Source organism: Sphingosinicella terrae (assembly GCF_003347635.1).
Taxonomy (GTDB): Bacteria; Pseudomonadota; Alphaproteobacteria; order Sphingomonadales; family Sphingomonadaceae; genus Allosphingosinicella; species Allosphingosinicella terrae.
This window is the reverse complement of sequence record NZ_QDFY01000016.1, coordinates 16,751-38,318: the sequence shown is the minus strand read 5'-3', so window position 1 is coordinate 38,318 and position 21,568 is coordinate 16,751. Positions and strand designations below refer to the sequence as shown.

The following is a 21,568-nucleotide window of genomic DNA, read 5'->3' as shown; positions in this document are numbered from 1 at the left end:
GTGTTTCCTTGCACCCCCTTCCCGGCTAAGTCCGCCGCCGATGTCCGACAAGCAAGACTATAGGGACACGGTCTTCCTGCCGAAGACCGACTTTCCCATGAAGGCCGGCCTCGCCCAAAAGGAGCCGGCGATCCTCGAGCGATGGGCCGAAACCGGGCTCTACGAGCAGCTGCGCCGGCTTCGCGCCGGCCGCGAGCGCTTCATCCTCCACGACGGCCCGCCTTACGCCAATGGCGACATCCACATGGGCCACGCGATGAACAAGATCCTCAAGGATCTCGTCGTCCGCTCCCAGTCCCTGCTCGGCAAGGACGCGCCCTACGTCCCCGGCTGGGACTGTCATGGCCTGCCGATCGAATGGAAGGTCGAGGAGCAATATCGCAAGAAGAAGCTCGATAAGGACGACGTGCCCAAGCCCCAGTTCCGCGCCGAATGCCGGGCCTATGCCGACCAGTGGGTGAAGGTGCAGTCGGAGCAGTTCCAGCGGCTCGGCGTGATGGGCGAGTGGGACGATCCCTATCTCACCATGAAGTACGAGGCCGAGGCGAAGATCGTCGAGGAGCTGCTGAAGTTCGCCGAGAGCGGCCAGCTCTACCGCGGCGCCAAGCCGGTCATGTGGAGCCCGGTCGAGAAGACGGCGCTCGCCGAGGCCGAGGTCGAATATGAGGAGATCGTCTCGACCCAGATCGACGTCGGGTTCGAGATAATCGAGAGCCCGATCCCCGAGCTGGTCGGCGCCCATGCGGTGGTGTGGACGACGACGCCGTGGACGATCCCGGTGAACCAGGCGATCGCGTATGGGCCGGAGATCACCTACACGATCGTGAACTTCAACGGCATGAAGCTGTTGGTTGCCTATGACCTCTATAAGGCCACACTGGCTCGTCTGGAGCCATTCAACGAATCGCCTTTTCAGGGGCCACCCGAAGGTCGTCAATCGACGCTATTCCTCGGATCGGCGCTGGCCGGCACCGTCGCCCGCCACCCGATGCACCACCTCGGCGGCTTCTTCGCGAAGCCGCGGCCGTTCCTGCCCGGCGACTTCGTCACCACCGACGCGGGCACCGGCCTCGTCCACATGGCGCCCGACCATGGCGAGGATGATTTCATCCTGTGCAAGGCGCACGGCATCGATCCGGTCTTCGCCGTCACCGACGACGGCCGCTATCGCGAGGACTGGCTCTGGCTCGGCGGCCAGGGCAGCGTCATCAACGCCAAGTTCAACGCGCCGGACGGCCCGATCAACAGCGACCTGCGCGAAGCCGGCGCCCTGCTCGCGGCGAGCGGCGACTTCCGTCATAGCTACCCGCACAGCTGGCGCTCGAAGGCCAAGATCATCTTCCGCTGCACGCCGCAATGGTTCATCCCGATGGACCGGAACCCTCTCTCCTTCAGGGGAGAGGGAGAGCCGCGCAGCGGCGAGGGAGAGGGGGAGGCTGCGGAGGCTTCCGAACTCCCCCTCTCCCAACCCTCTCCCCTGAAGGAGAGAGGGCTTACGCTGCGCCAGCGGGCGCTGAACGCCATCGACGACACGCGCTGGGTGCCGGAGAAGTCGAAGAACCGCATCCGCGCCATGGTCGAGGACCGTCCCGACTGGGTGATCAGCCGCCAGCGCGCCTGGGGCGTGCCGATCGCGCTCTACGTCCACCGCGCGACCGGCGACTATCTCAAGGATCCGGCGGTCAACAGCCGGATCATCCGCGCCTTCCACGAAGGCGGCGCCGACGCCTGGTTCCAGGCCGACCACCAGGCCCTGCTCGGAAACGGCTACAAGCTCGACGAGTATGAGCCGGTCATGGACATTCTCGACGTCTGGTTCGACAGCGGCTCGACCCACGCCTACGTCGTCGAGGCACGCTACGGCGAGGGCGTCCGCGCCGACCTCTATGTCGAGGGATCGGACCAGCATCGCGGCTGGTTCCAGTCGTCGCTGCTCGAGAGCTGCGGCACCCGCGGGCGCGCGCCTTATGAGGGCGTGCTGACCCACGGCTTCGCCCTCGACCAGCAGGGCCGCAAGATGTCGAAGAGCGTCGGCAACGTCATCGACCCGCTCGCCATCATGCGCGACAACGGCGCCGATATCCTCCGGCTGTGGGTCGCCTCGACCGACTATTTCGAGGACGTGCGGATCGGCAAGGAGGTGCTCGCCACCACCACCGACGCCTATCGCAAGCTCAGGAATACCTTCCGCTACCTGCTGGGCGCGCTCGAAGGCTATGGCGCCGACGAGGCGGTGGCGCCGGACCAGATGCCCGAGCTCGAGCGGTGGGTGCTGCATCGGCTGGCGATGCTCGACGCCGAGCTGCGCGAGGCGATCCACGGCTTCGAGTTCAACCCCTACATCCGCGCGATCATGGCCTTCGCCAATGACGATCTGTCGGCCTTCTTCTTCGACATCCGCAAGGACGCGCTCTATTGCGAGATCGGGCCGAAGCTGCCGCTCGGCAGCCTCAAGCGGCGCGCCTATCGCACGGTGCTCGATCATGTCTTCCAGGCGCTGGTGCGCTGGGCGAGCCCGGTGCTCTGCTTCACCGCCGAGGAAGTCTGGTCGACGCGCTACCCCGAGGGCGGATCGGTCCACCTGCTCGAATGGCCGACCGTCGATGCCAGCTGGCGCGACGATGCACTGGGGCGCAAATGGGAGCGCATTCTCGATTATCGGCGAGTGGTCACAAATGCGATAGAGCCCCTTCGGCGCGAGAAGAAGTTGGGATCCAGCCTCGAAGCATTCATATGGCTGGACGTCGATGGGGCCGATCAGGAGGAACTGCTTCGGTCCGTCGATTTCGCCGAAGTAGCGATCGTATCCGAGGTCACCATCACTTCGAACCAGCCACCTACGCCGACGTTCGAGGCCGACCCCCTCACGAAAGCGCATATCGAAGTTCGGCGAACTCAACATGCAAAGTGCGGTCGGTGTTGGCGACCCCTGCCCGAGGTCCCAGAGGATGGCGGCCTTTGCGGCCGCTGCGATGAGGTACTGAATGGCTGAGGGACCGAGTTCGGCCGCGACCGACCTGCGCCTCAGGCGCAACCGATCGGTCGCCTTCGTCATCGCCTTCCTGATCTTCGTCTTCGACCAGGCGACGAAGTGGGTGGTGACCTATCCGCTCAGCCTGATGGCGCAGCCGGACCGGGCGATCAAGATCACCTCCTTCTTCGATCTGCGCTGGGTCGAGAATCGCGGGGTCTCGCTCGGCCTGCTCAGCGCCGGCAGCGAGATGGGCCGCTGGCTGCTCGTCGGCATGACGGCGCTCATCGCCTCGCTGGTCGCCTTCTGGCTCTGGCGCGAGAAGAGCCGGGACGATTCGACGGCGCTCGCGCTCATCCTCGGCGGCGCGATCGGCAACATCGTCGATCGCGTGCGCTACGGCTATGTGGTCGACTTCGCCGACCTCCATATCGGCGAATGGCGGCCCTTTTTGGTCTTCAATGTCGCCGATGCTGCCATTACCATCGGCGTGCTGCTTTTGCTTGTCCGGGCGCTGCTGATGCGCGATGGCAAGGCAAAGAAGAAGGAAGTCTGAGAATGCGTCTGTCCCATCTCGTCCTGGCCGGCTCCGCGGCCCTGCTCCTCGCCGGTTGCGGGGGCGGCGGTCCGTTCGGCCGCGATCGTCCCGACGAGTTTGCGGTCGGCCGCAATGCCCCCCTGGTGGTTCCGCCCGATTTCGCTCTGATCCCGCCCCGTCCGGGCGAGGCCGATGCCGGCCCGGATCCGCGCGCGCAGGCCCTGCAGGCCCTGTTCGGCGGCCCCCAGCCGCGCAGCGCCGTCGAGCGCGACATGCTCCAGCAGGCCGGCGTCGACCGCGCCGTGATGGGTGCCCGCTCGGTGGCCGGCGACCCGGGGACGACGGTGGTCAATCGCGGCGCGCTCGTCCAGACGATCGTGCAGCTTCCCGAGGGCGACGGCCAGGAAGCCTCGGTCCAGATCCCCAACTGACGCGTTGCTCGCCGCCGGCGAGCGTCAGAAGCTCAATCCGAGCGTGGCGACGATCCCGGCATCCTGGCCGGGGCGGGACCGCAGATCGGTGTCGACGTAGCTGAGCCCGATCCTCGTGCCCGGGAGGCCCGCGACCTGGAGCTGATGCTCGACGCCGATCGACCAGGTCCAATAATCGCCGAAGCGGCCCCAATCCTGATGGCCGAGGGTGGCTGAGAAGCTCCAGGGGCGGAAGGGGATGCTGACGTCGACCTGGCCGAACAGATAGAGGCTGTCCTCGTCGCCGATCGCCTGCTGCGACGGCGCATATTTGGCGCCCGCGGTCGCCATGACCGGACCGATCAGATAGGAAAGCGACGCATAGGGCTCGACATAGTCGGTGGCCCCCTCGCCATCCACGAACGCATAATAGAGGAGACCGGCATCGGCCTCGAAGCCGCCGCCGAGACGGGCATTGTAGCCGGCATAGAGATCGAGCTGGACGTCTCCGAGATCGCCCAGGCCGGGGTCGCGGAGCCGGAAGGAATCGCGTCCCTTCAGCGTCGTCGCCCGCGCGCCGGCATAGAGCCCGCTGTCGTGGAACAGGTTGACGGTCGCCTGCACCGCCGGATCCTCGTCCGAGCGCGAGACCCCGCGAAAGCGATAGTCGCTCATCAGCTCGATCCCGGCGCTGACGTCGATGCCGGCGGAACCGGCGCCGAGGGGGGGCTCCTGGAACTCCGCGGCGATTTCCGGATCGTCCTGCGCGTGAGCGGAACCTGCGGCCAAGGACATGGCTGCGGCGACAGCGAATCGAACCATCCTCATCGCCGCCCCCTGCGCCACGCACCGGGCGGGTGCAACCCTGCAGCCGACTAGGCGCACGGCGCCGTGTTAGCGCTTCCTTAGAGTCCGCTCGCTAGCTTGCCGGCATGAGCCACCAGGCGCCCCTCTCGCCCGCCGCTTCCGGCGCGGATCCGGGCCGGCAGATTGCCCAGCTGCGCGAGGCGCTGCGCCTGGTCGAGCGGATCGCCGGCCGGCCGCCTGCGCCGCCGGAGGATTCCTTGCTCGACGAAGCGGCGCGCATCGGCGACGCTTATGATCGCGCGCTTCCCATCGTCCAGCGCCGGTTCGACGCGCTGGCCGGCGAGACGGCCGCCTGGGCCGCCGCCGGGGTGGAGGCGCTGCTCGCCGCCGCCGAGACGGCGGAGCCGCGGGCCGCGGCGGCCCGGCTCGCCGCCCAGCTCGAGCGGGCGCTCAGCGAGCTGATGAGCCTCCTTCGTCCGTGGACCGATCCGGCCATTCCTTGACGCGTACGTCTCGCTGCGGGAACGGCACCTGGATGCCGTTCTCGCGGAACAATTCCCAGAGCCGCCCCAGTATCTGGGAGCGCACGCTGCCGAGCCCGGCTTCGGGATCGCGGATCCAGACCCGGATCTCGTGCCCAAGCGCATTGTCGCCGAACGCGGTCATCCAGACGACCGGCTGCGGCGTGTCGAGCACGCGCGGCGACGCGCGCGCCGCCTCGATCATCAGCTGCTGGGCGAGCTTAACGTCGCAATCATAGCCGATGCCGACCGGAATGCTGACGCGCACGTCACGAGTCGAATAGGACCAGTTGACCACCTCCTGGGTCATCAGGATCTCGTTCGGGATCAGATATTCCTTGCCGTCGCGGGTGACGATCGAGACGGCCCGCACGCCGATCTTGCTCACCGAGCCGAAGCTCTCGCCGACCGAGATGACGTCGCCCGGCTTGATCGACCGGTCCATGAGCAGGATGATTCCGGCGATCAGGTTTCCGAAGGTCTTCTGCAGCCCGAAGCCCACCGCGAGGCCGAGCGCGCCCGAGAAGACCGCCAGCGCGGTGAGGTCGATACCGGCAAGATCGATGCCGACGAAGAAGCCGATCGCGATGATGGCGATCGCCGCCAGCTTCTGGGCGAGCAATTGCTGGGTGGGATCGAAGCCGCTCGTGTGCCGGATCAGATTGGCGACGACGTGGATGGCGACCTTGACGACGGCATAGAGCGCCAGCAGCGCCACGCCGATCTGGACGAGGATGAGCAGCGAAAGCCGACGGGTACCGATGGTGAAGGCGACGCGGTCCAGCGCCTCGGTGATCGGGGTGAGGCCGCCGACGGAGTCGGTCAGGACGGCGAGGAACACGAATCCGGCGAGCGGCCAGGCGCCCCACCGCATCAGGCCGAGCCCGCGAACGATATGGAGTACCGTCAGCCCGGCGCCGACGGCGGATCCGAGCCCGAGCAGAAGGTCGGCGAGCGGCGGCCACGCGCCGGCGCGGAGCACGACCGCCAGCACGAGCCACAGGATGAAGTAGCGCAGGATCGCGCACAGGCGCGGTGCCAGCGCGCCCGCCTGTAGCGCCGCCTTGCGCTGCCAGAATTCGGCCAGGCGCGGGCCGGCGAAGCGGCCGATGGCCCATGCCGCCAGCGCCGTCAGGCCGATGATGACGATCGCGGCGGCGACCGCGGGGAAATCCGGCGACGCCGGCAGCTGCAGCCCGAGATCGGCCGCCGCCCGCCTCATTCGCCGGCCCGGTACCGGTCGAGCCCGGCGGCCAGATCGGCGATCAGATCGTCGGGATCCTCGAGGCCGATGTGGAGCCGAACCAATGGCCCCTCCCAATCGGTGGTGGTCGCAGTGCGGGTCGGGTCGGCCGGAACGGCGAGGCTTTCAAAGCCTCCCCAGCTGTAGCCGATCCCGAAGTGACGAAGGCCGTCGATCATCCGTGCGCGATCGGCCTTGTCGCCGCCTTTCATGACGATGGCGAAGAGGCCGCTGGCGCCCTTGAAGTCGCGAACCCAATATTCGTGGCCCGGGCAGGATTCGAGCGCGGGATAGAGCACGCGCGCAACCTGAGGCTGCTCGTCCAGCCAGCGCGCGACGCGCAGCGCATTCTCCTCGTGACGCTGCAAACGGATGCCGAGCGTGCGCAAGCCGCGCAAAGCCAGCCAGGCATCGTCCGCGCCCGCCGTCTGGCCGAGCATGCGGCGGGCCTGATCGAGACGCGGCGCGAATTCGGCGGTGGCGGTGACCGTTCCCAGCATCACGTCGGCATGCCCGCCGATATATTTGGTGCAGGCGAGGATCGACATGTCGACGCCCGCCGCGATCGCCGGAAACAGCCAGGGCGTCGCCCAAGTATTGTCGATCAGCGTCGCGATCCCGCGATCCCGCGCGACGGCGCAGATGGCCGGCACGTCCTGCACCTCGAACGTGTGGGTGCCCGGGCTTTCGAGGAAGATGGCGCGCGTGCGCTCGCCGATCAGGTCGGCGATGCCGGCGCCGACCATCGGATCGTAGTAGCGCGTGGCGATGCCCATCCGCTTGAGCAAGGTGTTGCACAGCGCGCGGGTCGGCCCGTAGGCGCTGTCGACCATCAGCAGCTCGTCACCGGCCGAAAGCAAAGCGAGCAGCGCCCCCGCGACCGCCGCCGCCCCGGAGGGGTAAAGCCGGGTCATGGCGGCACCGGGCTCGAGCCCGGTCAGCGCCTCGCACAGGGCCCAGGTCGTGGGCGTGCCGTTGCGGCCATATTGAAGGCGGCCGTCGGTCGGCGGCTCCGCCGCTTCCATGTCGGCGATGCTGTCGAAGAGGATAGTCGAGGCGCGATAGAGGGGCGGGTTGACCACCCCGCTCGTCCATTCCTTGCGTCGGCCCAGCTCGACCAGCCGTGTGTCGGGCTTGTCGGCGCTCATGCCATCCCCTTCGCTTTCGGCGTGTCGGGATCCGCACCCCATTCCGACCAGCTGCCGTCATAGAGGCGGACATCCTCCTTGCCGAGCAGGTGGGCCCCGAACAGCAGGACCGCCGCGGTCACTCCCGAGCCGCAGGTCGTGATCATCGGCTTGGCGAGGTCGATCCCGGCCCCGTCGTAGGCGGCCCGCAGCGCGTCGCCTCGCTTCCAGCTATTGTCCGGGTTGAACAGATTCCCCTGCGGCAGGCTCCTCGCGCCGGGGATGTGACCGGATTCCAGGCCGGGACGGGGCTCGGGATCCTCGCCCGCGAAACGGCTGGCGCCGCGCGCGTCGACGATCTCGTGCGTGCCGGCGCCCACCAGCGGCATCAGGCCCTGCTTGTCGATCGCCGCGGCCGGATCGGGCATGGCGGTGAAATGGCCGTGGCGGTGGGACTTGCGTCCCTGCTCGACCGGGCGTCCTTCCTCGCTCCATTTCTGGAAGCCCCCGTCGAGGAGGGCGACATAATGGGCACCAAAGGTGCGCAGCATCCACCACAGACGCGCGCCGCTGTGCAGCGGACTATTGTCGTAGACGATGAGACGGGCACCGTCGCGCACGCCGAGCGACTGCATGCGGCTCGAGAACTTGTGGGGCGGCGGCATCATGTGCGGCAGGGGGCTGTCGCCGTCGCTTATCTCTTCCAGGTCGACGAAGACGGCGCCCGGAATGTGGGCGGCCTCGAATTCGGCGCGGGCGTCGCGACCGGTGCCGGGCAGGAAGGCGGTGCAATCGAGGATGCGCAGGTCCTCGGCGCCGAGCGCCTTCTCCAGCCATTCCGTCGAAACCAGGGACTCCATCATCTCTCCTTCGATGTCCGGCGCGGCGGAAACCGGAACCGCGTCACAATATTCCCGGAAAGGCGCCGCCGTCGATCAGCAGGCTCTGGCCGGTGATGTAGCCGGCCTGCGCCGAGCAGAGGAAGGCGCAGGCGGCGCCGAATTCCGCCGGGTCGCCGAAGCGCCGGGCCGGGATCGACTGCTCGCGCTGGCGGCGAAGCTCCTCTGGCGGACGACCCGAATCCTTCGACTGGCGCTCGATCAGGGCGTGGATGCGATCGGTATCGAAGGCGCCGGGCAGCAGGTGGTTGATGGTCACGTTCGACGCGGCCAGCGCGCGGGCGACGCCGCCGAGAAAGCCGGTGAGGCCGGCGCGCGCGCCACTGGAGAGATCGAGACCCGCCAGGGGCATCTTCACCGAACCGGAGGTGATGTTGACGATGCGGCCGAAGCGGCGCTCGACCATGCCGTCGACGACCGCCTGGATCATCGCGATCGGCGCGATCATGTTCGCCTCGAGCCCGGCGATCATCGCATCGCGATCGACCGCGCGGAAGTCGCGGGGCGGCGGGCCGCCATTGTTGTTGACGAGGATGTCGACCTGGGGAAGCGCCTCGACCAGGGCGGCGCGGCCTTCGGCCGTCGACACGTCCGCGGCCACGGCGATGATGTCGGCCCCGCTGCCCGCGGCGATGTCGTCGCGGACGCGGGCGAGCCGATCCGCCTCGCGCCCGTTGATGACGACGCGGGCGCCGGCGCGGGCGAGCGCCTCGGCGCAGGCGCGGCCGAGGCCGCGGCTGGAAGCGCAGACGATGGCGTTGCGCCCGGACAGTCCGAGATCCATGCTATCTCCCGCGAATGAAGGCGCGCACGTCGCGGCTGAGCTTGGACCGGTCCTCGTCGCGCACGTACATCATGTGCCCGGACCCGTAATATTCGTAATGGATCCGCTCCTGCGGGATGCCGGTGCGGCTCAGCGAATATTCCGCCGCGAAGAACGGGGTCGCGAAATCGTAATAGCCCTGGCCGACGAAGACGCGAAGGCCGCTATTCTCGCGCAGCGCCCGGCCGACATAAGGCGCGACATTGAGGTAGACGTCTTCGTCGCGCCCGCCGCCGAGCCGCCAGTCCCACGGACCGACCCGGCCGATGGTGACGTAGCTGCGGTCGGTGCGGAAGCCCAGCGTCTCGCGGACATGCTGGTTGATCGCCGCGCTGTAGCCGCCGTCGATGCCGTAGAAGCTGGGATCGTTGTCGGGGGTCTCGCCGGCATTGTCATAGTCGCGTCCGGTATAGCGCGCGTCGAGGCGGCCGATGGTGAGCCCGCGGTCGCGCAGCAGTTCCTTGTAGAAGCGGTTCGGGAGCACCCTCAGATCGGCCTGATCGAGATAGGCCTCGGACAGGCCGGTGAAGCGGGCGAGCTCGCGGCGCACCGAGGCGCGCTCCTCGGCCGGGAGCGCGCTGCCCTGGAACAAGGCGTGGGCATAAGGCCCGATCGCGAAGCGGCGTGCCTCCTCGACGAAGGACTCGACCGAAGCCGCCTGCGCCTTGCCGTGATAGAGCGCGGTCGCCGCCATCGAGGGCAGGTTGAGGATGTAGCTCATCTCGTTGCCCGGCGTGTCGGCGCCGGCGCCGAAATCGAGAATGGTCGAGATGAGGATGATCCCGTTCAGCGAGACGTCGTTATAGCCGCCTTCGAGCTGGTTGAGGACAGCAGCGGTGCGGGTCGTGCCGTAGCTTTCGCCGCCCAGATATTTGGGCGAGTTCCAACGTCCATTCTCATTGAGCCACAGGCGGATGAACTGGGCGACCGACTGGGCGTCCTTGGTGACCCCGTAATAATCGGACGGGTCGGTGTCGCCGAGGGCATGGCTGAAGCCGGTGCTGACCGGGTCGATGAAGACCAGGTCGGTGACGTCGAGCAGGCTGTCGGGATTGTCGACGATCGGGAAGGGCGGCGCGCCGTCGTCGCTGCCGTCGGAGGGGATGGCGACGCGGCGGGGGCCGAAGGCGCCCATGTGCAGCCAGACCGACCCCGACCCGGGACCGCCATTGAACAGGAAGGTGACGGGCCGGTCCGGATCGCGCGGCTCCCGCACATAGGATACCGAGAAGATCGACGCGCGGGCGGTGCCGTCCTCGGCGCGCAGGAAGGTCTCGCCGGCGGTGGCGGTGTAGGCGACCCGCTCGCCGCCGAAGCTGCCGCTGTGGCGGGTCACCGAAACCTGCGGCGCGCGATCGGCCGGCGGTCCCTTCGCCTTCTCGGCGCCCGGCCGGTCCTGCGCCTGGACCCCGGCCGCCGCCCCGGCCAGCGCCACGGCGGCCGCTGCGGCGATGGTGGCGAGACGTCGCTTGATCAACTTCACCCTCCCTGACTGGTGCGGAGGCTATGGCACGACCGGCTTGCCCCCGCCAAGCGATCAGCTGCGCAGGCGTGGCACGCGGCGGACCGGCCGCTTCAGATAGAATTCGCCATAATAAGCCGCGGCGAAGGCGGCGGCCGGCGTCGCCACGATCGCGCCGAGCACGCCGAAGGCCAGAGCGAAGGCGAGGGTGAAGAAGATGAGCAGCACCGGATGGAGCCGCATCCTCGCGCCGCGGATCTTCGGCGCGACGACGCTGCCCAGTATCTCGTTGCTGATCAGGTAGAAGAGGCCGACCCACAAGGCGGTCATCGGATCGATGGTGAGAGAGAGCACCACCGGCGGGAAGGCCATCACATAGCCGCCGATGCGCGGGATGAAATCGGCGAAGAAGGCGAGCGCCGCCCAGACCAGCGCGCCGGGCACGTGCATGAGCGACAGGAAGACGAATACGGCGACCGCCTGGATCGCGCCGACGACGAAGCTCGCCTCCGTCCAGCCGATGACGGCGGCGCTGGCGCGGCGATAGGCGCGCATGCCGGCCCGTCGATGCGCCACCGGCAGGCTGCCATAATAAGCCCGGATGATCGGCCGAGGATCGATGACGACATAGACGACTATGGTGAAGAAGATCAGCGTCAAGGCGAGAAAGCCGAGCAGCGACAGCGACGCCCCGCTCAGCCCCCTGAATATCTCGAGCGTGCCGGGGACGCTCTCGGCCGCCTGGCCATTGCCGCCGGCAAAGGCCTGAAGATCGGGATAGCGGGTCAGCAGGGCGTTGATCTGCGCCTGGAGGCGGCTGACGACCTCGGGCAGCTCGCGCAGCAGCTCCACGAGCTGCGAGGCCACGCGCGGCACGACGAGCGCGCCGAGCAGGCCGATGACGGCGAAGAAGAGCAGCAACGTGACCAGGGCCGCCAGCCGGCGGGACAGGCCGCGGCGTCGGAACCAGCCCACCGGCGCGGACAGCGCGATCGCCACGACCACCGCGAAGAAGAGCATCAGGATCGCGGTGACGACCTTCTGCATGAACCAGAGCAGGACGACCGCCGCACCGGCCGCCAGGGCCAGGCCGAGCCAGGAGGAAAAGACGGCGCCCCGGCGGGTGAAGATCGGCGGCTGGTCCATGATGCGGATATCTAGACGAGGTCGCGTGGGCCGCCAATCGGGTTGGATGGGGACGCGGGACTGGGGACTGGGGACTGGGGACTGGATTGGACTGGCAGAGGCGACCGAACTCTCGGAGCCGCACCAACCTTCCACATCCCAGTCCCCAGTCCCCAGCCCCTAGCCCCCAAACCCTAGTCCCCAGCCCCCCTTTCCCTTAAGGAGCCGCCATGGACCTCACCCATCTCGGCCGGACCAGCAGCCTGCCCGCCTCGCCCGAGGAGGCGAAGCTCGATTATGTGCCGAACCCGCGGCCCGGCCGTCCTTATCTCGTCCGCTTCGCCGTGCCGGAATTCACCTCGCTCTGTCCGGTCACCGGCCAGCCCGATTTCGCGCACCTCGTGATCGACTATGCGCCGGGAGAGCTCATCGTCGAATCCAAGTCGCTGAAGCTGTTCCTCGGCGCCTTCCGCAACCATTGCGGGTTCCACGAGGCGGTGACGGTGGGCATTGCCGAGCGGCTGGTCGACGAGATGAAACCGCTATGGCTGCGCATCGGCGGCTACTGGTATCCGCGCGGCGGCATGCCGATCGACGTCTTCTGGCAGTCGGGCGATCCGCCGGCCGGCCTCTGGGTCCCCGACCAGGGGGTCGCCGCCTATCGCGGACGGGGCTGATCCGGCTTGGCCGCGCCGCTCCAGGATCCCAGGATCGCGATCTTCGGCGCCGGCTCGGTCGGCTGCTACATCGGCGCGGTGTGGGCGATCGCCGGCCTCCACGTCACCTTCATCGGCCGCTCGACGGTGCGCGACGAGATCCAGGCGAACGGCCTCACGGTCACGGACAGCGAAGGCCGCCGGATCGAGGCGCGGCCGGACGAAGTGCGATTCTCCACCTTTCCCAAGGCGATGGCGCAGGCCGATATCGTCGCCTTGTGCGTCAAGAGCCAGGACACGCCCGAAGCGGCGGCGCAGATCGGGCGCCATGCCCGCAAGGACGCGACGATCATCAGCTTCCAGAACGGCGTCGGCAATGTCGACACGCTGAACGAGGCGCTGCCCGGGTTCACGGTCCTTCGCGGCATGGTGCCGTTCAACGTCGCCCGCCTGCCCAACGGGCGCTGGCACAAGGGCGTGGCGGGAACGCTGTGGGTGGAAGACCATGAGGTCACCCGCGCGCTGGCGGCGCGGCTCGGCAAGGGTCCGGGCGCGCTGCGCCTGTCGGACGACATGGCAGGAGTCGCCTGGGGCAAGCTGCTCATCAACCTCAACAATGCCGTCAACGCGCTGTCCGGGAGGACCCTGCTCGACCAGCTGGGCGAGCGCGACTATCGCCGCGTCGTCGCCGCTTCCCAGGTCGAGGCGCTCGAGCTGCTCGACAAGTCCGGAATCCGGCCGGCCCAGATCGGCCCCTTCCCGCCCAAGCTCGTCCCCCACATCGTCGCCGCCCCGGATTTCCTGTTCCGGCGGACGGTGCTCAAGGTGCAGAAGATCGACGCCGATGCGCGTTCTTCCATGGCCGACGACCTCGCCGCCGGCCGGCCGACGGAGATCGACTATCTCAACGGCGAAGTGGTGAAGCTGGCTCGCTCGCTCGGCCGCCGCGCCCCGGTCAACGAGCGGATCGTCGAGCTCATCCGCCAGGCCGAGGCCGGCGTCGAGCGGCACTGGGGGCCGCGCGAGCTGCGCGATCATGTCCTGGAGGGCCGAGCCCTTCCAGGCTTCGGCTATTGACCCTTCCCCTCAGAGCCTGACGCGGGCGGTGGAACGGTAGAGCAGGGCCAGCAACGTCACGAAGACCAGGGTGCCCGCGACCAGCGCGATCGGCGCGAATTCGGGACCGACCAGCGCCAAAGGTGCGCCTTCATCCGCATAATAGACGATGCCGGCAAAGGCGACGTTGAGCAGGCTGTCGCCGACGATGAGGCCGGTGGCGAGCAGCACCCCCATCCGCTTGGCGAATTCCGGGTTGGCGGAGCGCTCGGCACGCCGGTCGTAGAGCTTGCCCAGCACGGCGCCGATCACCACCGGCAAGGTCACCGACATCGGCAGGTAGACGCCGATGCCGATGCCGAGCGGAGGCAGGCGGAGCTTGCCGGCCCGGCCCAGCGCCGCGTCGAGGATGACCGCGCCGATGCCGGCCAGCACGCCGAAACCGATCATCCGCCAGTTGAGGTCGCCGCCGAGGACTCCGGTCGCCAGTGCCGAGATCAATCCGGCCTGCGGCGCCGCCAGCGCATCGTCGCCGGCGCCGGGCGCCCCGGCGAAGCCATAGGCAGCGTTGAGCATCTCGAGCACCGGCGGGATGACGATCGAGCCGAAGATGACGCCGTAGACCAGAGCGAGCTGCTGGCGCCACGGCGTCGCGCCGACCAGCTGGCCGGTCTTGAGGTCCTGGAGATTGTCGTTCGAGATGGTGGCGATGCCGAACACGATCGCGGTCGCGAACAGGGCATAGGCGATCAGCGCGCGGATCTCGCCCTCGGCGGCGCCGTCGAAGCCGGCGGCGAGCAGCAGGGCGGCCGCCAGGATCGCCAGGATGCCGATGCCGGATATCGGGCTGTTCGATGCGCCCATGAGCCCGGCCATGTAGCCACAGACCGAGGCAATGATCAGGCCGGCGACGAGGATGAAGAGAAGCGTGCCGAGGATGAGTGGCACCGCCGCCCCTTCGAGCGGACCGCCGGCGATGAACAGCCAGAGCAGGACGGCGATCGGCACCATCGATCCGAGAATGACGGCGCCAACGACCCGGATCGGCATGTCGCGCTCGACCAGCGGCAGCGCCTCGGCGGCACCGGACGCGCGCAGCCGCGAGGCCGCCATCGCACCCGCAATGCCTTTCAATATGGGCCCGATGATCCTGAGCAGGGTCCAGATCGCGGCGACGCCGATCACGCCGGCGCCGAAGAAACGCACTTCCGACGCGAAGACCGCGCCGGCGACTTCCTCGGCCGGTCCGGGCAAGCCGCTGGTCAGGATCGGCAGCAGGACCCACCAGCCGAGGATCAGGCCGACGAGCAGCGCCATGCCGACCGAAAGGCCGACGAGATGCCCGGCGCCGACGAGCGCGTAGGAGAGGCCGGCGGAGATTCCGGTCGCCGCCGGGCCGACATGGAAATAATGGGCCGCTTCCTCGACGAGCAGTCGCGTCTTGGCGATCAGGCTGTAGGCGGCGGCGGTCAGCGCGCCGACGACGATGACCCTGAGTCCCTTCTCGTTCTCGATATCGCCTTCGCGGGACCCGGCACCGACCTTGAGCACCTCGGCGGCGGCGACGCCTTCGGGATAAGGCAGCGGCGTGTCGACGACGAGCGCGCGCCGCAGGGGTACCGAGAACATGACCCCCAAGATGCCGCCGACGGCGGTCGCGGCGGCGGTCGTCCAATAGGGAAAGCCGCTCCACCAGCCGACGATGACGAGGCCGGGCAGGACGAAGATGATCGCGGCCAGCGTGCCGGCGGCCGACGCGATCGTCTGGACGATATTGTTCTCGAGAATGTTCGAGGAGGCGAACCAGCGCAGCACCGCCATCGAGATGACGGCGGCCGGGATCGAGGTCGCGAAGGTGAGCCCGACCCGAAGGCCGAGATAGACATTGGCCGCGGTGAAGACGAGGGTGATGAGACCGCCGAGGACGACCGCCCGCAGCGTCAGCTCACGCATTGGACGCGCTGTCACGTCCCCTTCGATCGATCGGGCCACGGCCGCTCCCCGCCGCGTCCGGCGCGAGTGCCGGGCCGCATCGGAGGAGGACTAGCCCCGCCCGCGGCCCGGCGGCAAGCGCTGTTCAGTCGCCGCTGAGCGCGACGCCGACATAGACCGGCGGCTGGGAGCCGCGGCGAATGAGCAGCAGCACCGAATCCCGGCCGGCGCGGCGCGCCTCGGCGATCGCCGACGCCGCCGCCTCCGGATTGGGCGTCGAGGTCTGGTTGATCGAGAGAATCACGTCGCCGGCGCGGACGCCCTTCTGCCCCGCATCGCTGTTCGGCTCGACCGCCGCGACGACGACCCCGCGGACATTGGCATCGGTGATGCGCAGGCGCCGGGCGATATCCGGCGTCAGCGTCTGGACGCTGAGGCCGAGGCTCCCCTGGGTCGAGCGCTGGCCGGCCGACTGCTCGTCCGCCTTGCTCGGCTCGGGCACGGTCGCCTCGTCGGGCTCGATATTGTTGAGCCGCGCCAACTCCTCCTCGGTGGGGCGCTCGGCGATGGTCACCGTGACCGTGCTGCGGCGGCCGTTGCGGAGTATCTCGAACGGCACGCGCGCGCCGATCTCCTGGCGCGAGACGAGGTAAGCGAGCGTCTGGTCCGGGGTGACCGGCTGGCCGGCGACGCTGACCACGACGTCGCCCTGGCGGATCCCGGCCCGGTCGGCGGGACCGCCGGGGGTCACGGTGCGGATCAGCTCGCCGCGGTTGCGGTCGATGCCGAGCGCGGCGGCGACGCCTTCGTCGATGTCCTGGAGGCCGACGCCGACATAGCCGCGGCGGACCCGCTCGCCGCGACGCAGCGCGTCGACGACGGGGCGCACCTGCTCGGCCGGGATGGCGAACCCGATGCCGACATTGCCGCCGGTGGGCGAGATCAAGGCGGTGTTGATGCCGATGACATTGCCCTGGAGGTCGAACATCGGGCCGCCCGAATTGCCCGAATTGATCGAGGCGTCGGTCTGGATGTAGCGGTCGTAGAGGCCGGCATTGATGTTGCGGTGGACGGCCGAGATGATACCGGCGGTGACGGTACCGCCGAGCCCGAACGGATTGCCGATCGCGACCACCCATTCGCCGACGCGGACCTGGCTCGAATCGCCGAAGCGGACGAACGGCAGGGCGCGGTTCGGCGTCACCTTGAGCACGGCGATGTCGGCGAGCTGGTCGCGGCCGACCACCTCCGCCTCATATTCGGTGCGGTCGGACAAGGTGACGGTGATCTGCTCGATCACCGCATCCGGCCGCGCCGGAGCGACGACGTGGTTGTTGGTGACGATGTAGCCGTCGGCGGAGATGATGAAGCCGGAGCCCAACGAGCCGCCGCGCTGGGTGACGGTGTCGCCGCCGTCCCCCTCGGGAACCGGGGCGCCGAAGCGGCGGAAGAATTCCTCGAAGCCGGGCGGCAGCGCGCGCTGGCGCATCTGAACGCTCTGGCGGGTGGAGATATTGACCACCGCCGGCTGGAGCCGCTCGACCAGGTCCGCGAAGCTCGGCGGCGCGCCGGTCCGCGGGACGGTGATGGCGCCGGGTTCGTTCTGCGCGGTCTGCGCGCCGACCGGCTGCAGGGTCAGCGTGGCGGCGGCGCCGCCGAGCAGCAGGGCAGCAGTGACTCCATAAACGTAACGCACGTGTCCGATCCTCCTCTTCCGGTCCGGAAGGCCGCGCCGGAGCCCGCGGCGCCGACCTTTCCGCCGATATGGCTCGTCAAGTAGATGGGGCGGCTGAACGGCGATTGAATGGCGTTGCGCGCCCCATCAGCTAGCGCGGCTCCGTGAACTGACGCAGATATTCATTGTCCGGCGACAGGATGACGTTGGTCCGTCCGCGCTGCCCGTCGCCATTGGCCTGGCTGATGAAGCTCGCCTCGTAGGACTGCATCGCCCGGTAGAAATCGTAGAAGGATGGATCCTGGTTGAAGGCCTGGGCGTAGGTCGCCGCCGCCTCGGCATCCGCCTCGGCGCGAATGATCTGGGCCTGCTTGAGGCCCTGCGCCTGAATCGAGCGGGCCTCCTGCTGGCGGGCGGTACGCATCCGTTCATAGGCGGATTCGAGCGGCGTGCCGTCGGGGAGATCGGCACGCTTGATGCGGACGTCGACGATCTGCGCGCCATATTGGATGGCGACGCGATTGAGGGCGTTCTGGATATTGTCCATCATCTGCCCGCGCTCCGGACTCAACAGCGCAGCAAACGGACGGCGGCCGAGTTCGTTGCGGAGCGCCGAGCCGAGGATCGGCCGGAGCTGATCGCTGACATTCTGCTCGGAGCGCGCGGCGATGTACATGCGCAGCGGATCGACGATCCGGTAGCGCGCATAAGCGTCGACCTGCAGGCGGAGCTGGTCGGTCGACAGGACCTGCTGGTTCTCCATGTCGATCGACTGGATGCGCTTGTCGATCCAGACGATTTCATCGACGAACGGAAAACGGGCCGCAAGCCCGGCACCGCTCTGACCGAACGTCTCGCCGGCCCGGTAGCGGTTGAGGATCCGCTCCGGCTCGCCGAACCGGGTGATCACCGCCTGCTTGGTCTCGGGCACGGTGGTGAAGGTGCTGCCGACCAGGAAGAGCAGCAGGATCGCCACGATGATCAGGGCGATCGGGTTGCGAAGGACGCTGCTCATTGGGCCGGGGCTCCCTGCTGCGGCTGCGGCTGGGCCTGGCGCCTCTGGATCTCCGGCAGCGGCAGATAGGGGGTCACCCCCGGCGCCTCGATGATCGTCGTGTCGACGCGTGACAGGATCCGCTCCATCGTTTCATAATACATGCGTCGCCGCGTCACTTCGGGTGCGGCGCGATATTCCGCATAGACCTTCTCGAACGCGGCGGCGTCGCCCTGGGCCTTTGCGGTGATCTGGAGCGCGTAGGCGCGCGCGTCGTTCATGTAGCTCTGCGCCTGCTGCTGCGCGGCCGAGACCTGGAGGAAGGCCTCGTTGACCGCCGCAGGCGGCACCGACTGGTTGATCGCCACGCCCTGGATTCGCACGCCGGCGCCATAATCGTCGAGCAGCTGCTGCATGTTCTGCTCCACGCTCTGCTCGACGTCGGAGCGGCCGGCGCCGATCGCGTCGTCGAGCGACACCCGCGCGACGACCGCGCGCATCGCGCTTTCGGCGACTTCCTGGATGGTCTGCTCGGGCTCGGCGATCTGGAACAGGAAGCGCTGCGGATCCTTGATGTTCCAGCGCACGGAATAAGCAAGATCGATCACATTCTGATCGCCGGTCAGGATGAGATTCTCCGTGCCCGCGCTGCCCGGAATGGTCAGCGTGCGGATATTCTCCACGTCGAGCTTCTCGACCCGTCCGATCGGCGCCGGCCACGAGAAGCCGATGCCCGGCTGCATGGTGCGGGTATATTCGCCGAAAAAGGTGACGACCCCGCGCTCCTGCGGGCTGATGCGGTGGACGCTGGTCAGCAGGATCCACAGGAGGATGAAGGCGATCAGGCCGTAGAGCCAGTAAGGCCGCCCGTCCTGGGAGGACGGAAAGCGGCCGCCGAAGCGGGCTCGGCTCTTCTTCAGGAACTCGTCGAGCGAGGTGATGTCGGCGGTTCGCCCGGGCTTGCGCCGCCGCGGCGGCTGTCCCCAGGGATTGCGCGGCCCGTCGCCGCCCGAGCCTCCGCCACCGCCGTCGCCGCCGCCCGCGCCCCAGGGCCCGCCCCGATTGTCGCTCAAGACCGCGCCGGGGCGTCTTACCCACCAGAAAAATCGTTTCATGCCGGTCTCTATATAAAGCGCCTCGGCGGAAAAACAGTGCCAAGCCGTGCCGCTTTCCTTATCGGCGGTCGAATGAGCGATCCCAATGACCCCCTGAAGGCGGCGCTCGCCGCCGTGAACGGCCTCGGCGCGCGGCTCGTGATGAGCCGGCTCAAGGACGGAATCGCCACCGTCGTCGTCGACGCGACCGGCCTTTCGGCGGACGAGCGGGCCCATCTCGAGCGGCAGTTGAGGGCGGCGACGATCGCCATGCCCGAGATCATCGATACCCGGATCGCGATGACGACAGAGAAACGCGAGCGCACCATCGTCGCGGTCGCCAGTGGCAAGGGCGGCGTCGGCAAGTCGACGGTCGCCGCCAATCTCGCCGTCGCGCTGGCGCGGCTGGGCAAGAAGATCGGGCTGGTCGACGCCGACATTTACGGCCCGTCGCAGCCGCGGATCATGGGGCAGCCGAACCGGCCGGACATGGTCGACGACCAGATCGTGCCGCTGCCCGCGCATGGCGTGCGGATGCTGTCGATCGGCCAGCTCATCGAGCCGGGGATGGCGGTCGCCTGGCGCGGACCGATGACGGCGAGCGCGATGTCGAACCTGATGGAAGGCGACTGGGGCGATTGCGAGTTGCTGGTGATCGATCTTCCGCCCGGCACCGGCGACGTCCAGATGACCCTCATCCAGAAGTGGAAGCCGGCCGGCGCGGTGATCGTCTCGACGCCGCAGGACCTCGCGCTGATCGACGCCACCCGGGCGATCGACATGTTCCGCAAGATGGACGTCGAGGTGACCGGGCTGATCGAGAATATGGCGGGCTACCAATGCCCCCATTGCGGAGAGCTGAGCGACCCGTTCGGCAGCGGCGGCGCCGAAGCGGCCGCCAAGGTCATGGGCATCCCGTTTCTGGGGCGGATCCCGCTGCGGCTGTCGATCCGCAAGGCGTCCGACGCCGGCACCCCGCCGGCGGCCGGCGAGGGAGAGGAAGCGACCCTGTTCCGGGATCTGGCGCGCCGGCTGCTCGAGCGGCTGGCCAAGGGGACACCGTCCTTCACCGTCGCCGGCTGACCAGCCGGTGACCCCTCCGCCCCGGATCGGGATCAGCCGGCGCTGGGGGTGATCGGGTTGTGGGGCTCGGCGCGCTCCATCAGGTCGGTCAGGGTCGCGCTCAGGCGATCGGCGGTGATCGGCTTGGTGATCACCGGCACGCCGGCGAAGCGGCCGTCGGGGTCGACCATCTCATAGCCGGTGCAGGCGACGAACGGGACGCCGCGACGCGTCAGTTCTTCGGCGAGCCCATGGGCCCAGCGGCCCTGCAGATTGACGTCGAGTATCGCCGCGTCGAGCTGGACGCCGCTCGACACCAGCCGCTGCGCTTCCTCGAGCGTGGTCGCCGGGCCGACGACCGACCAGCCCAGCCGCTCGAGCTCGTCGCCCAGCGCCATCGCGACCAGCTCCTCGTCCTCGACCAGGAGGACGTGGCGAACGGGCGCGCCCTCGTCGCCGGGTGAAGAGGGGGATGTCGTGTCGTCCATGTCCGCGCTCCTGTCGGCTCCCGAGGGATTCGCCCCGACCTTAGCAACATAAGTCCGGAGAGGCGCGAGGGTTTCGTGCAATCATGCTAAACCAGGATAAAGGGTCGGCGCCGTCTTCGGGACCCTGCCGCCCGCCCGGGAGTTGCCGCAGCGAAAGGAGCCGATCATGCCGCTGACCCGCGACGAAGAGATATACGAGCTGCTGGCCTCCACCCGGACGATCGCGATGATCGGCGCGTCCGACCGCCCCGACCGGCCGAGCTACGGGGTCATGGCCTATCTCCAGAGCCGCGGCTATCGCGTGCTGCCGGTCAATCCGCAGATCACCGGCGAGCACGTCCACGGCGAATATGTCTGGCGCGACCTTTCGCAGATCGGCGAGCCGATCGACATGGTCGACATCTTCCGCCGGCCCCAGGCGGCCGGCGAGGCGGTGGACGAGGCGATCGCCGCCGGCGCGAAATCGGTGTGGATGCAGATCGGCGTGATCAACGAGGAAGCGGCGGCTCGCGCCGAGGCGGCCGGGCTGAAGGTGGTGATGGACCGTTGCCCCAAGATCGACATTCCGCGCCTGCGGGTGCCGCCGGTGGCGCCGGCAGGCTGAGCCAGCGACCCAATTTTCCGGCTTGCCCCCTGATAATCGCCTCGGCGCCGTGCGCATGAGCCCGCCGCCCGCGCTTTTGCT

Annotated in this window: 20 protein-coding genes; 8 read left to right on the top strand and 12 right to left on the bottom strand. The window is 68.5% G+C overall.

Going from position 1 to position 21,568, the window contains the following annotated elements; all coding sequences use genetic code 11:
* Window positions 1–40: 40 nt before the first annotated feature.
* From ileS to DDE10_RS20850, 3 genes are read left to right on the top strand one after another with little or no spacing between them, the layout of a single operon-like run.
* On the top strand, window positions 41–2,992 hold the full coding sequence (gene ileS, locus DDE10_RS20860; RefSeq protein ID WP_114954736.1) for an isoleucine--tRNA ligase: 2,952 nt from the start codon (window positions 41–43) through the stop codon (window positions 2,990–2,992).
* The gene (gene lspA / locus DDE10_RS20855; protein WP_114954735.1) at window positions 2,985–3,527 is read left to right on the top strand and encodes a signal peptidase II; all 543 of its coding nucleotides are present in this window, start codon (window positions 2,985–2,987) and stop codon (window positions 3,525–3,527) included. Before ileS ends, lspA begins: the two co-directional genes overlap by 8 nt.
* Before the next feature lie 2 nt (window positions 3,528–3,529).
* The gene (locus tag DDE10_RS20850) at window positions 3,530–3,940 is read left to right on the top strand and encodes a DUF3035 domain-containing protein (protein WP_114954734.1); all 411 of its coding nucleotides are present in this window, start codon (window positions 3,530–3,532) and stop codon (window positions 3,938–3,940) included.
* Window positions 3,941–3,964: 24 nt separating this feature from the next.
* On the opposite strand, the gene DDE10_RS20845 is transcribed toward DDE10_RS20850, so the two are convergent.
* Window positions 3,965–4,741, bottom strand: a complete 777-nt coding sequence (locus tag DDE10_RS20845; protein ID WP_162806768.1) for a TorF family putative porin — start codon at window positions 4,739–4,741, stop codon at window positions 3,965–3,967.
* Between the two features lie 110 nt (window positions 4,742–4,851).
* On the opposite strand from DDE10_RS20845, the gene DDE10_RS20840 reads away from it, so the two are divergent.
* Window positions 4,852–5,229 carry a hypothetical protein gene (locus DDE10_RS20840; protein ID WP_114954732.1) on the top strand — a complete coding sequence of 126 codons (378 nt, stop codon included), beginning with the start codon at window positions 4,852–4,854 and terminating at the stop codon, window positions 5,227–5,229.
* Here the strand turns inward: DDE10_RS20840 and DDE10_RS20835 are convergent.
* The 6 genes from DDE10_RS20835 to DDE10_RS20810 all read right to left on the bottom strand — a co-directional run bounded on the left by DDE10_RS20835 (window position 5,177) and on the right by DDE10_RS20810 (window position 11,947).
* Entirely contained in the window at window positions 5,177–6,469 is a 1,293-nt protein-coding gene (locus DDE10_RS20835) for a mechanosensitive ion channel family protein (protein ID WP_114954731.1), read from the bottom strand. The genes DDE10_RS20840 and DDE10_RS20835 overlap by 53 nt on opposite strands.
* Window positions 6,466–7,638 (bottom strand): cystathionine beta-lyase, encoded by a 1,173-nt coding sequence (gene metC / locus DDE10_RS20830; protein ID WP_284734800.1) that lies wholly within the window; start codon window positions 7,636–7,638, stop codon window positions 6,466–6,468. The genes DDE10_RS20835 and metC overlap by 4 nt, the downstream gene beginning before the upstream one ends.
* Entirely contained in the window at window positions 7,635–8,477 is an 843-nt protein-coding gene (gene sseA, locus DDE10_RS20825; RefSeq protein WP_114954770.1) for a 3-mercaptopyruvate sulfurtransferase, read from the bottom strand. The genes metC and sseA overlap by 4 nt, the downstream gene beginning before the upstream one ends.
* Window positions 8,478–8,520: 43 nt before the next feature.
* On the bottom strand, window positions 8,521–9,300 hold the full coding sequence (locus DDE10_RS20820) for an SDR family oxidoreductase (protein ID WP_114954729.1): 780 nt from the start codon (window positions 9,298–9,300) through the stop codon (window positions 8,521–8,523).
* 1 nt (window position 9,301) lies between these two features.
* Complete coding sequence (locus tag DDE10_RS20815) at window positions 9,302–10,813, bottom strand: S10 family peptidase (protein ID WP_114954769.1); 1,512 nt, start codon at window positions 10,811–10,813, stop codon at window positions 9,302–9,304.
* Between the two features lie 63 nt (window positions 10,814–10,876).
* The gene (locus DDE10_RS20810; protein WP_114954728.1) at window positions 10,877–11,947 is read right to left on the bottom strand and encodes an AI-2E family transporter; all 1,071 of its coding nucleotides are present in this window, start codon (window positions 11,945–11,947) and stop codon (window positions 10,877–10,879) included.
* A gap of 209 nt (window positions 11,948–12,156) precedes the next feature.
* Between DDE10_RS20810 and queF the strand changes: the two genes are divergently transcribed.
* Both queF and DDE10_RS20800 read left to right on the top strand, forming a co-directional pair.
* A complete protein-coding gene (queF, locus tag DDE10_RS20805; protein WP_114954727.1) occupies window positions 12,157–12,603 on the top strand; it encodes a preQ(1) synthase in 447 nt (148 codons plus the stop codon).
* 6 nt (window positions 12,604–12,609) lie between these two features.
* Window positions 12,610–13,659, top strand: coding sequence for a 2-dehydropantoate 2-reductase (locus DDE10_RS20800; protein WP_114954726.1), 1,050 nt, complete (start codon window positions 12,610–12,612; stop codon window positions 13,657–13,659).
* Between the two features lie 9 nt (window positions 13,660–13,668).
* Here DDE10_RS20800 and DDE10_RS20795 read toward each other — a convergent pair whose 3' ends face one another.
* From DDE10_RS20795 to hflK, 4 genes are all read right to left on the bottom strand, one after another.
* Window positions 13,669–15,591 carry an OPT family oligopeptide transporter gene (locus DDE10_RS20795; protein ID WP_114954725.1) on the bottom strand — a complete coding sequence of 641 codons (1,923 nt, stop codon included), beginning with the start codon at window positions 15,589–15,591 and terminating at the stop codon, window positions 13,669–13,671.
* A gap of 124 nt (window positions 15,592–15,715) precedes the next feature.
* Window positions 15,716–17,266 carry a Do family serine endopeptidase gene (locus DDE10_RS20790; protein WP_114954724.1) on the bottom strand — a complete coding sequence of 517 codons (1,551 nt, stop codon included), beginning with the start codon at window positions 17,264–17,266 and terminating at the stop codon, window positions 15,716–15,718.
* Between the two features lie 130 nt (window positions 17,267–17,396).
* The gene (gene hflC, locus DDE10_RS20785) at window positions 17,397–18,260 is read right to left on the bottom strand and encodes a protease modulator HflC (protein ID WP_114954723.1); all 864 of its coding nucleotides are present in this window, start codon (window positions 18,258–18,260) and stop codon (window positions 17,397–17,399) included.
* The gene (gene hflK / locus DDE10_RS20780) at window positions 18,257–19,354 is read right to left on the bottom strand and encodes an FtsH protease activity modulator HflK (protein ID WP_114954768.1); all 1,098 of its coding nucleotides are present in this window, start codon (window positions 19,352–19,354) and stop codon (window positions 18,257–18,259) included. Before hflK ends, hflC begins: the two co-directional genes overlap by 4 nt.
* Before the next feature lie 72 nt (window positions 19,355–19,426).
* On the opposite strand from hflK, the gene DDE10_RS20775 reads away from it, so the two are divergent.
* Window positions 19,427–20,416, top strand: a complete 990-nt coding sequence (locus DDE10_RS20775; protein ID WP_114954722.1) for an Mrp/NBP35 family ATP-binding protein — start codon at window positions 19,427–19,429, stop codon at window positions 20,414–20,416.
* Window positions 20,417–20,448: 32 nt separating this feature from the next.
* Here the strand turns inward: DDE10_RS20775 and DDE10_RS20770 are convergent, their stop codons facing one another.
* A complete protein-coding gene (locus tag DDE10_RS20770; RefSeq protein ID WP_114954721.1) occupies window positions 20,449–20,883 on the bottom strand; it encodes a response regulator in 435 nt (144 codons plus the stop codon).
* 166 nt (window positions 20,884–21,049) lie between these two features.
* On the opposite strand from DDE10_RS20770, the gene DDE10_RS20765 reads away from it, so the two are divergent.
* Entirely contained in the window at window positions 21,050–21,487 is a 438-nt protein-coding gene (locus DDE10_RS20765; RefSeq protein WP_114954720.1) for a CoA-binding protein, read from the top strand.
* Window positions 21,488–21,568 lie beyond the last annotated feature (81 nt).

What these genes read in the sequence shown, in the direction of transcription:
- queF (WP_114954727.1), top strand. Translation starts at nt 12,157, where the DNA reads ATGGACCTCACCCATCTCGGCCGGACCAGCAGCCTGCCCGCCTCGCCC.
- hflK (WP_114954768.1), bottom strand. Translation starts at nt 19,354, where the DNA reads ATGAAACGATTTTTCTGGTGGGTAAGACGCCCCGGCGCGGTCTTGAGC.
- DDE10_RS20835 (WP_114954731.1), bottom strand. Translation starts at nt 6,469, where the DNA reads ATGAGGCGGGCGGCGGCCGATCTCGGGCTGCAGCTGCCGGCGTCGCCG.
- DDE10_RS20775 (WP_114954722.1), top strand. Translation starts at nt 19,427, where the DNA reads ATGAGCGATCCCAATGACCCCCTGAAGGCGGCGCTCGCCGCCGTGAAC.
- DDE10_RS20840 (WP_114954732.1), top strand. Translation starts at nt 4,852, where the DNA reads ATGAGCCACCAGGCGCCCCTCTCGCCCGCCGCTTCCGGCGCGGATCCG.
- DDE10_RS20820 (WP_114954729.1), bottom strand. Translation starts at nt 9,300, where the DNA reads ATGGATCTCGGACTGTCCGGGCGCAACGCCATCGTCTGCGCTTCCAGC.
- metC (WP_284734800.1), bottom strand. Translation starts at nt 7,638, where the DNA reads ATGAGCGCCGACAAGCCCGACACACGGCTGGTCGAGCTGGGCCGACGC.
- DDE10_RS20810 (WP_114954728.1), bottom strand. Translation starts at nt 11,947, where the DNA reads ATGGACCAGCCGCCGATCTTCACCCGCCGGGGCGCCGTCTTTTCCTCC.
- DDE10_RS20770 (WP_114954721.1), bottom strand. Translation starts at nt 20,883, where the DNA reads ATGGACGACACGACATCCCCCTCTTCACCCGGCGACGAGGGCGCGCCC.
- ileS (WP_114954736.1), top strand. Translation starts at nt 41, where the DNA reads ATGTCCGACAAGCAAGACTATAGGGACACGGTCTTCCTGCCGAAGACC.
- lspA (WP_114954735.1), top strand. Translation starts at nt 2,985, where the DNA reads ATGGCTGAGGGACCGAGTTCGGCCGCGACCGACCTGCGCCTCAGGCGC.
- DDE10_RS20765 (WP_114954720.1), top strand. Translation starts at nt 21,050, where the DNA reads ATGCCGCTGACCCGCGACGAAGAGATATACGAGCTGCTGGCCTCCACC.
- hflC (WP_114954723.1), bottom strand. Translation starts at nt 18,260, where the DNA reads ATGAGCAGCGTCCTTCGCAACCCGATCGCCCTGATCATCGTGGCGATC.
- DDE10_RS20850 (WP_114954734.1), top strand. Translation starts at nt 3,530, where the DNA reads ATGCGTCTGTCCCATCTCGTCCTGGCCGGCTCCGCGGCCCTGCTCCTC.
- DDE10_RS20845 (WP_162806768.1), bottom strand. Translation starts at nt 4,741, where the DNA reads ATGGTTCGATTCGCTGTCGCCGCAGCCATGTCCTTGGCCGCAGGTTCC.
- sseA (WP_114954770.1), bottom strand. Translation starts at nt 8,477, where the DNA reads ATGGAGTCCCTGGTTTCGACGGAATGGCTGGAGAAGGCGCTCGGCGCC.
- DDE10_RS20795 (WP_114954725.1), bottom strand. Translation starts at nt 15,591, where the DNA reads ATGCGTGAGCTGACGCTGCGGGCGGTCGTCCTCGGCGGTCTCATCACC.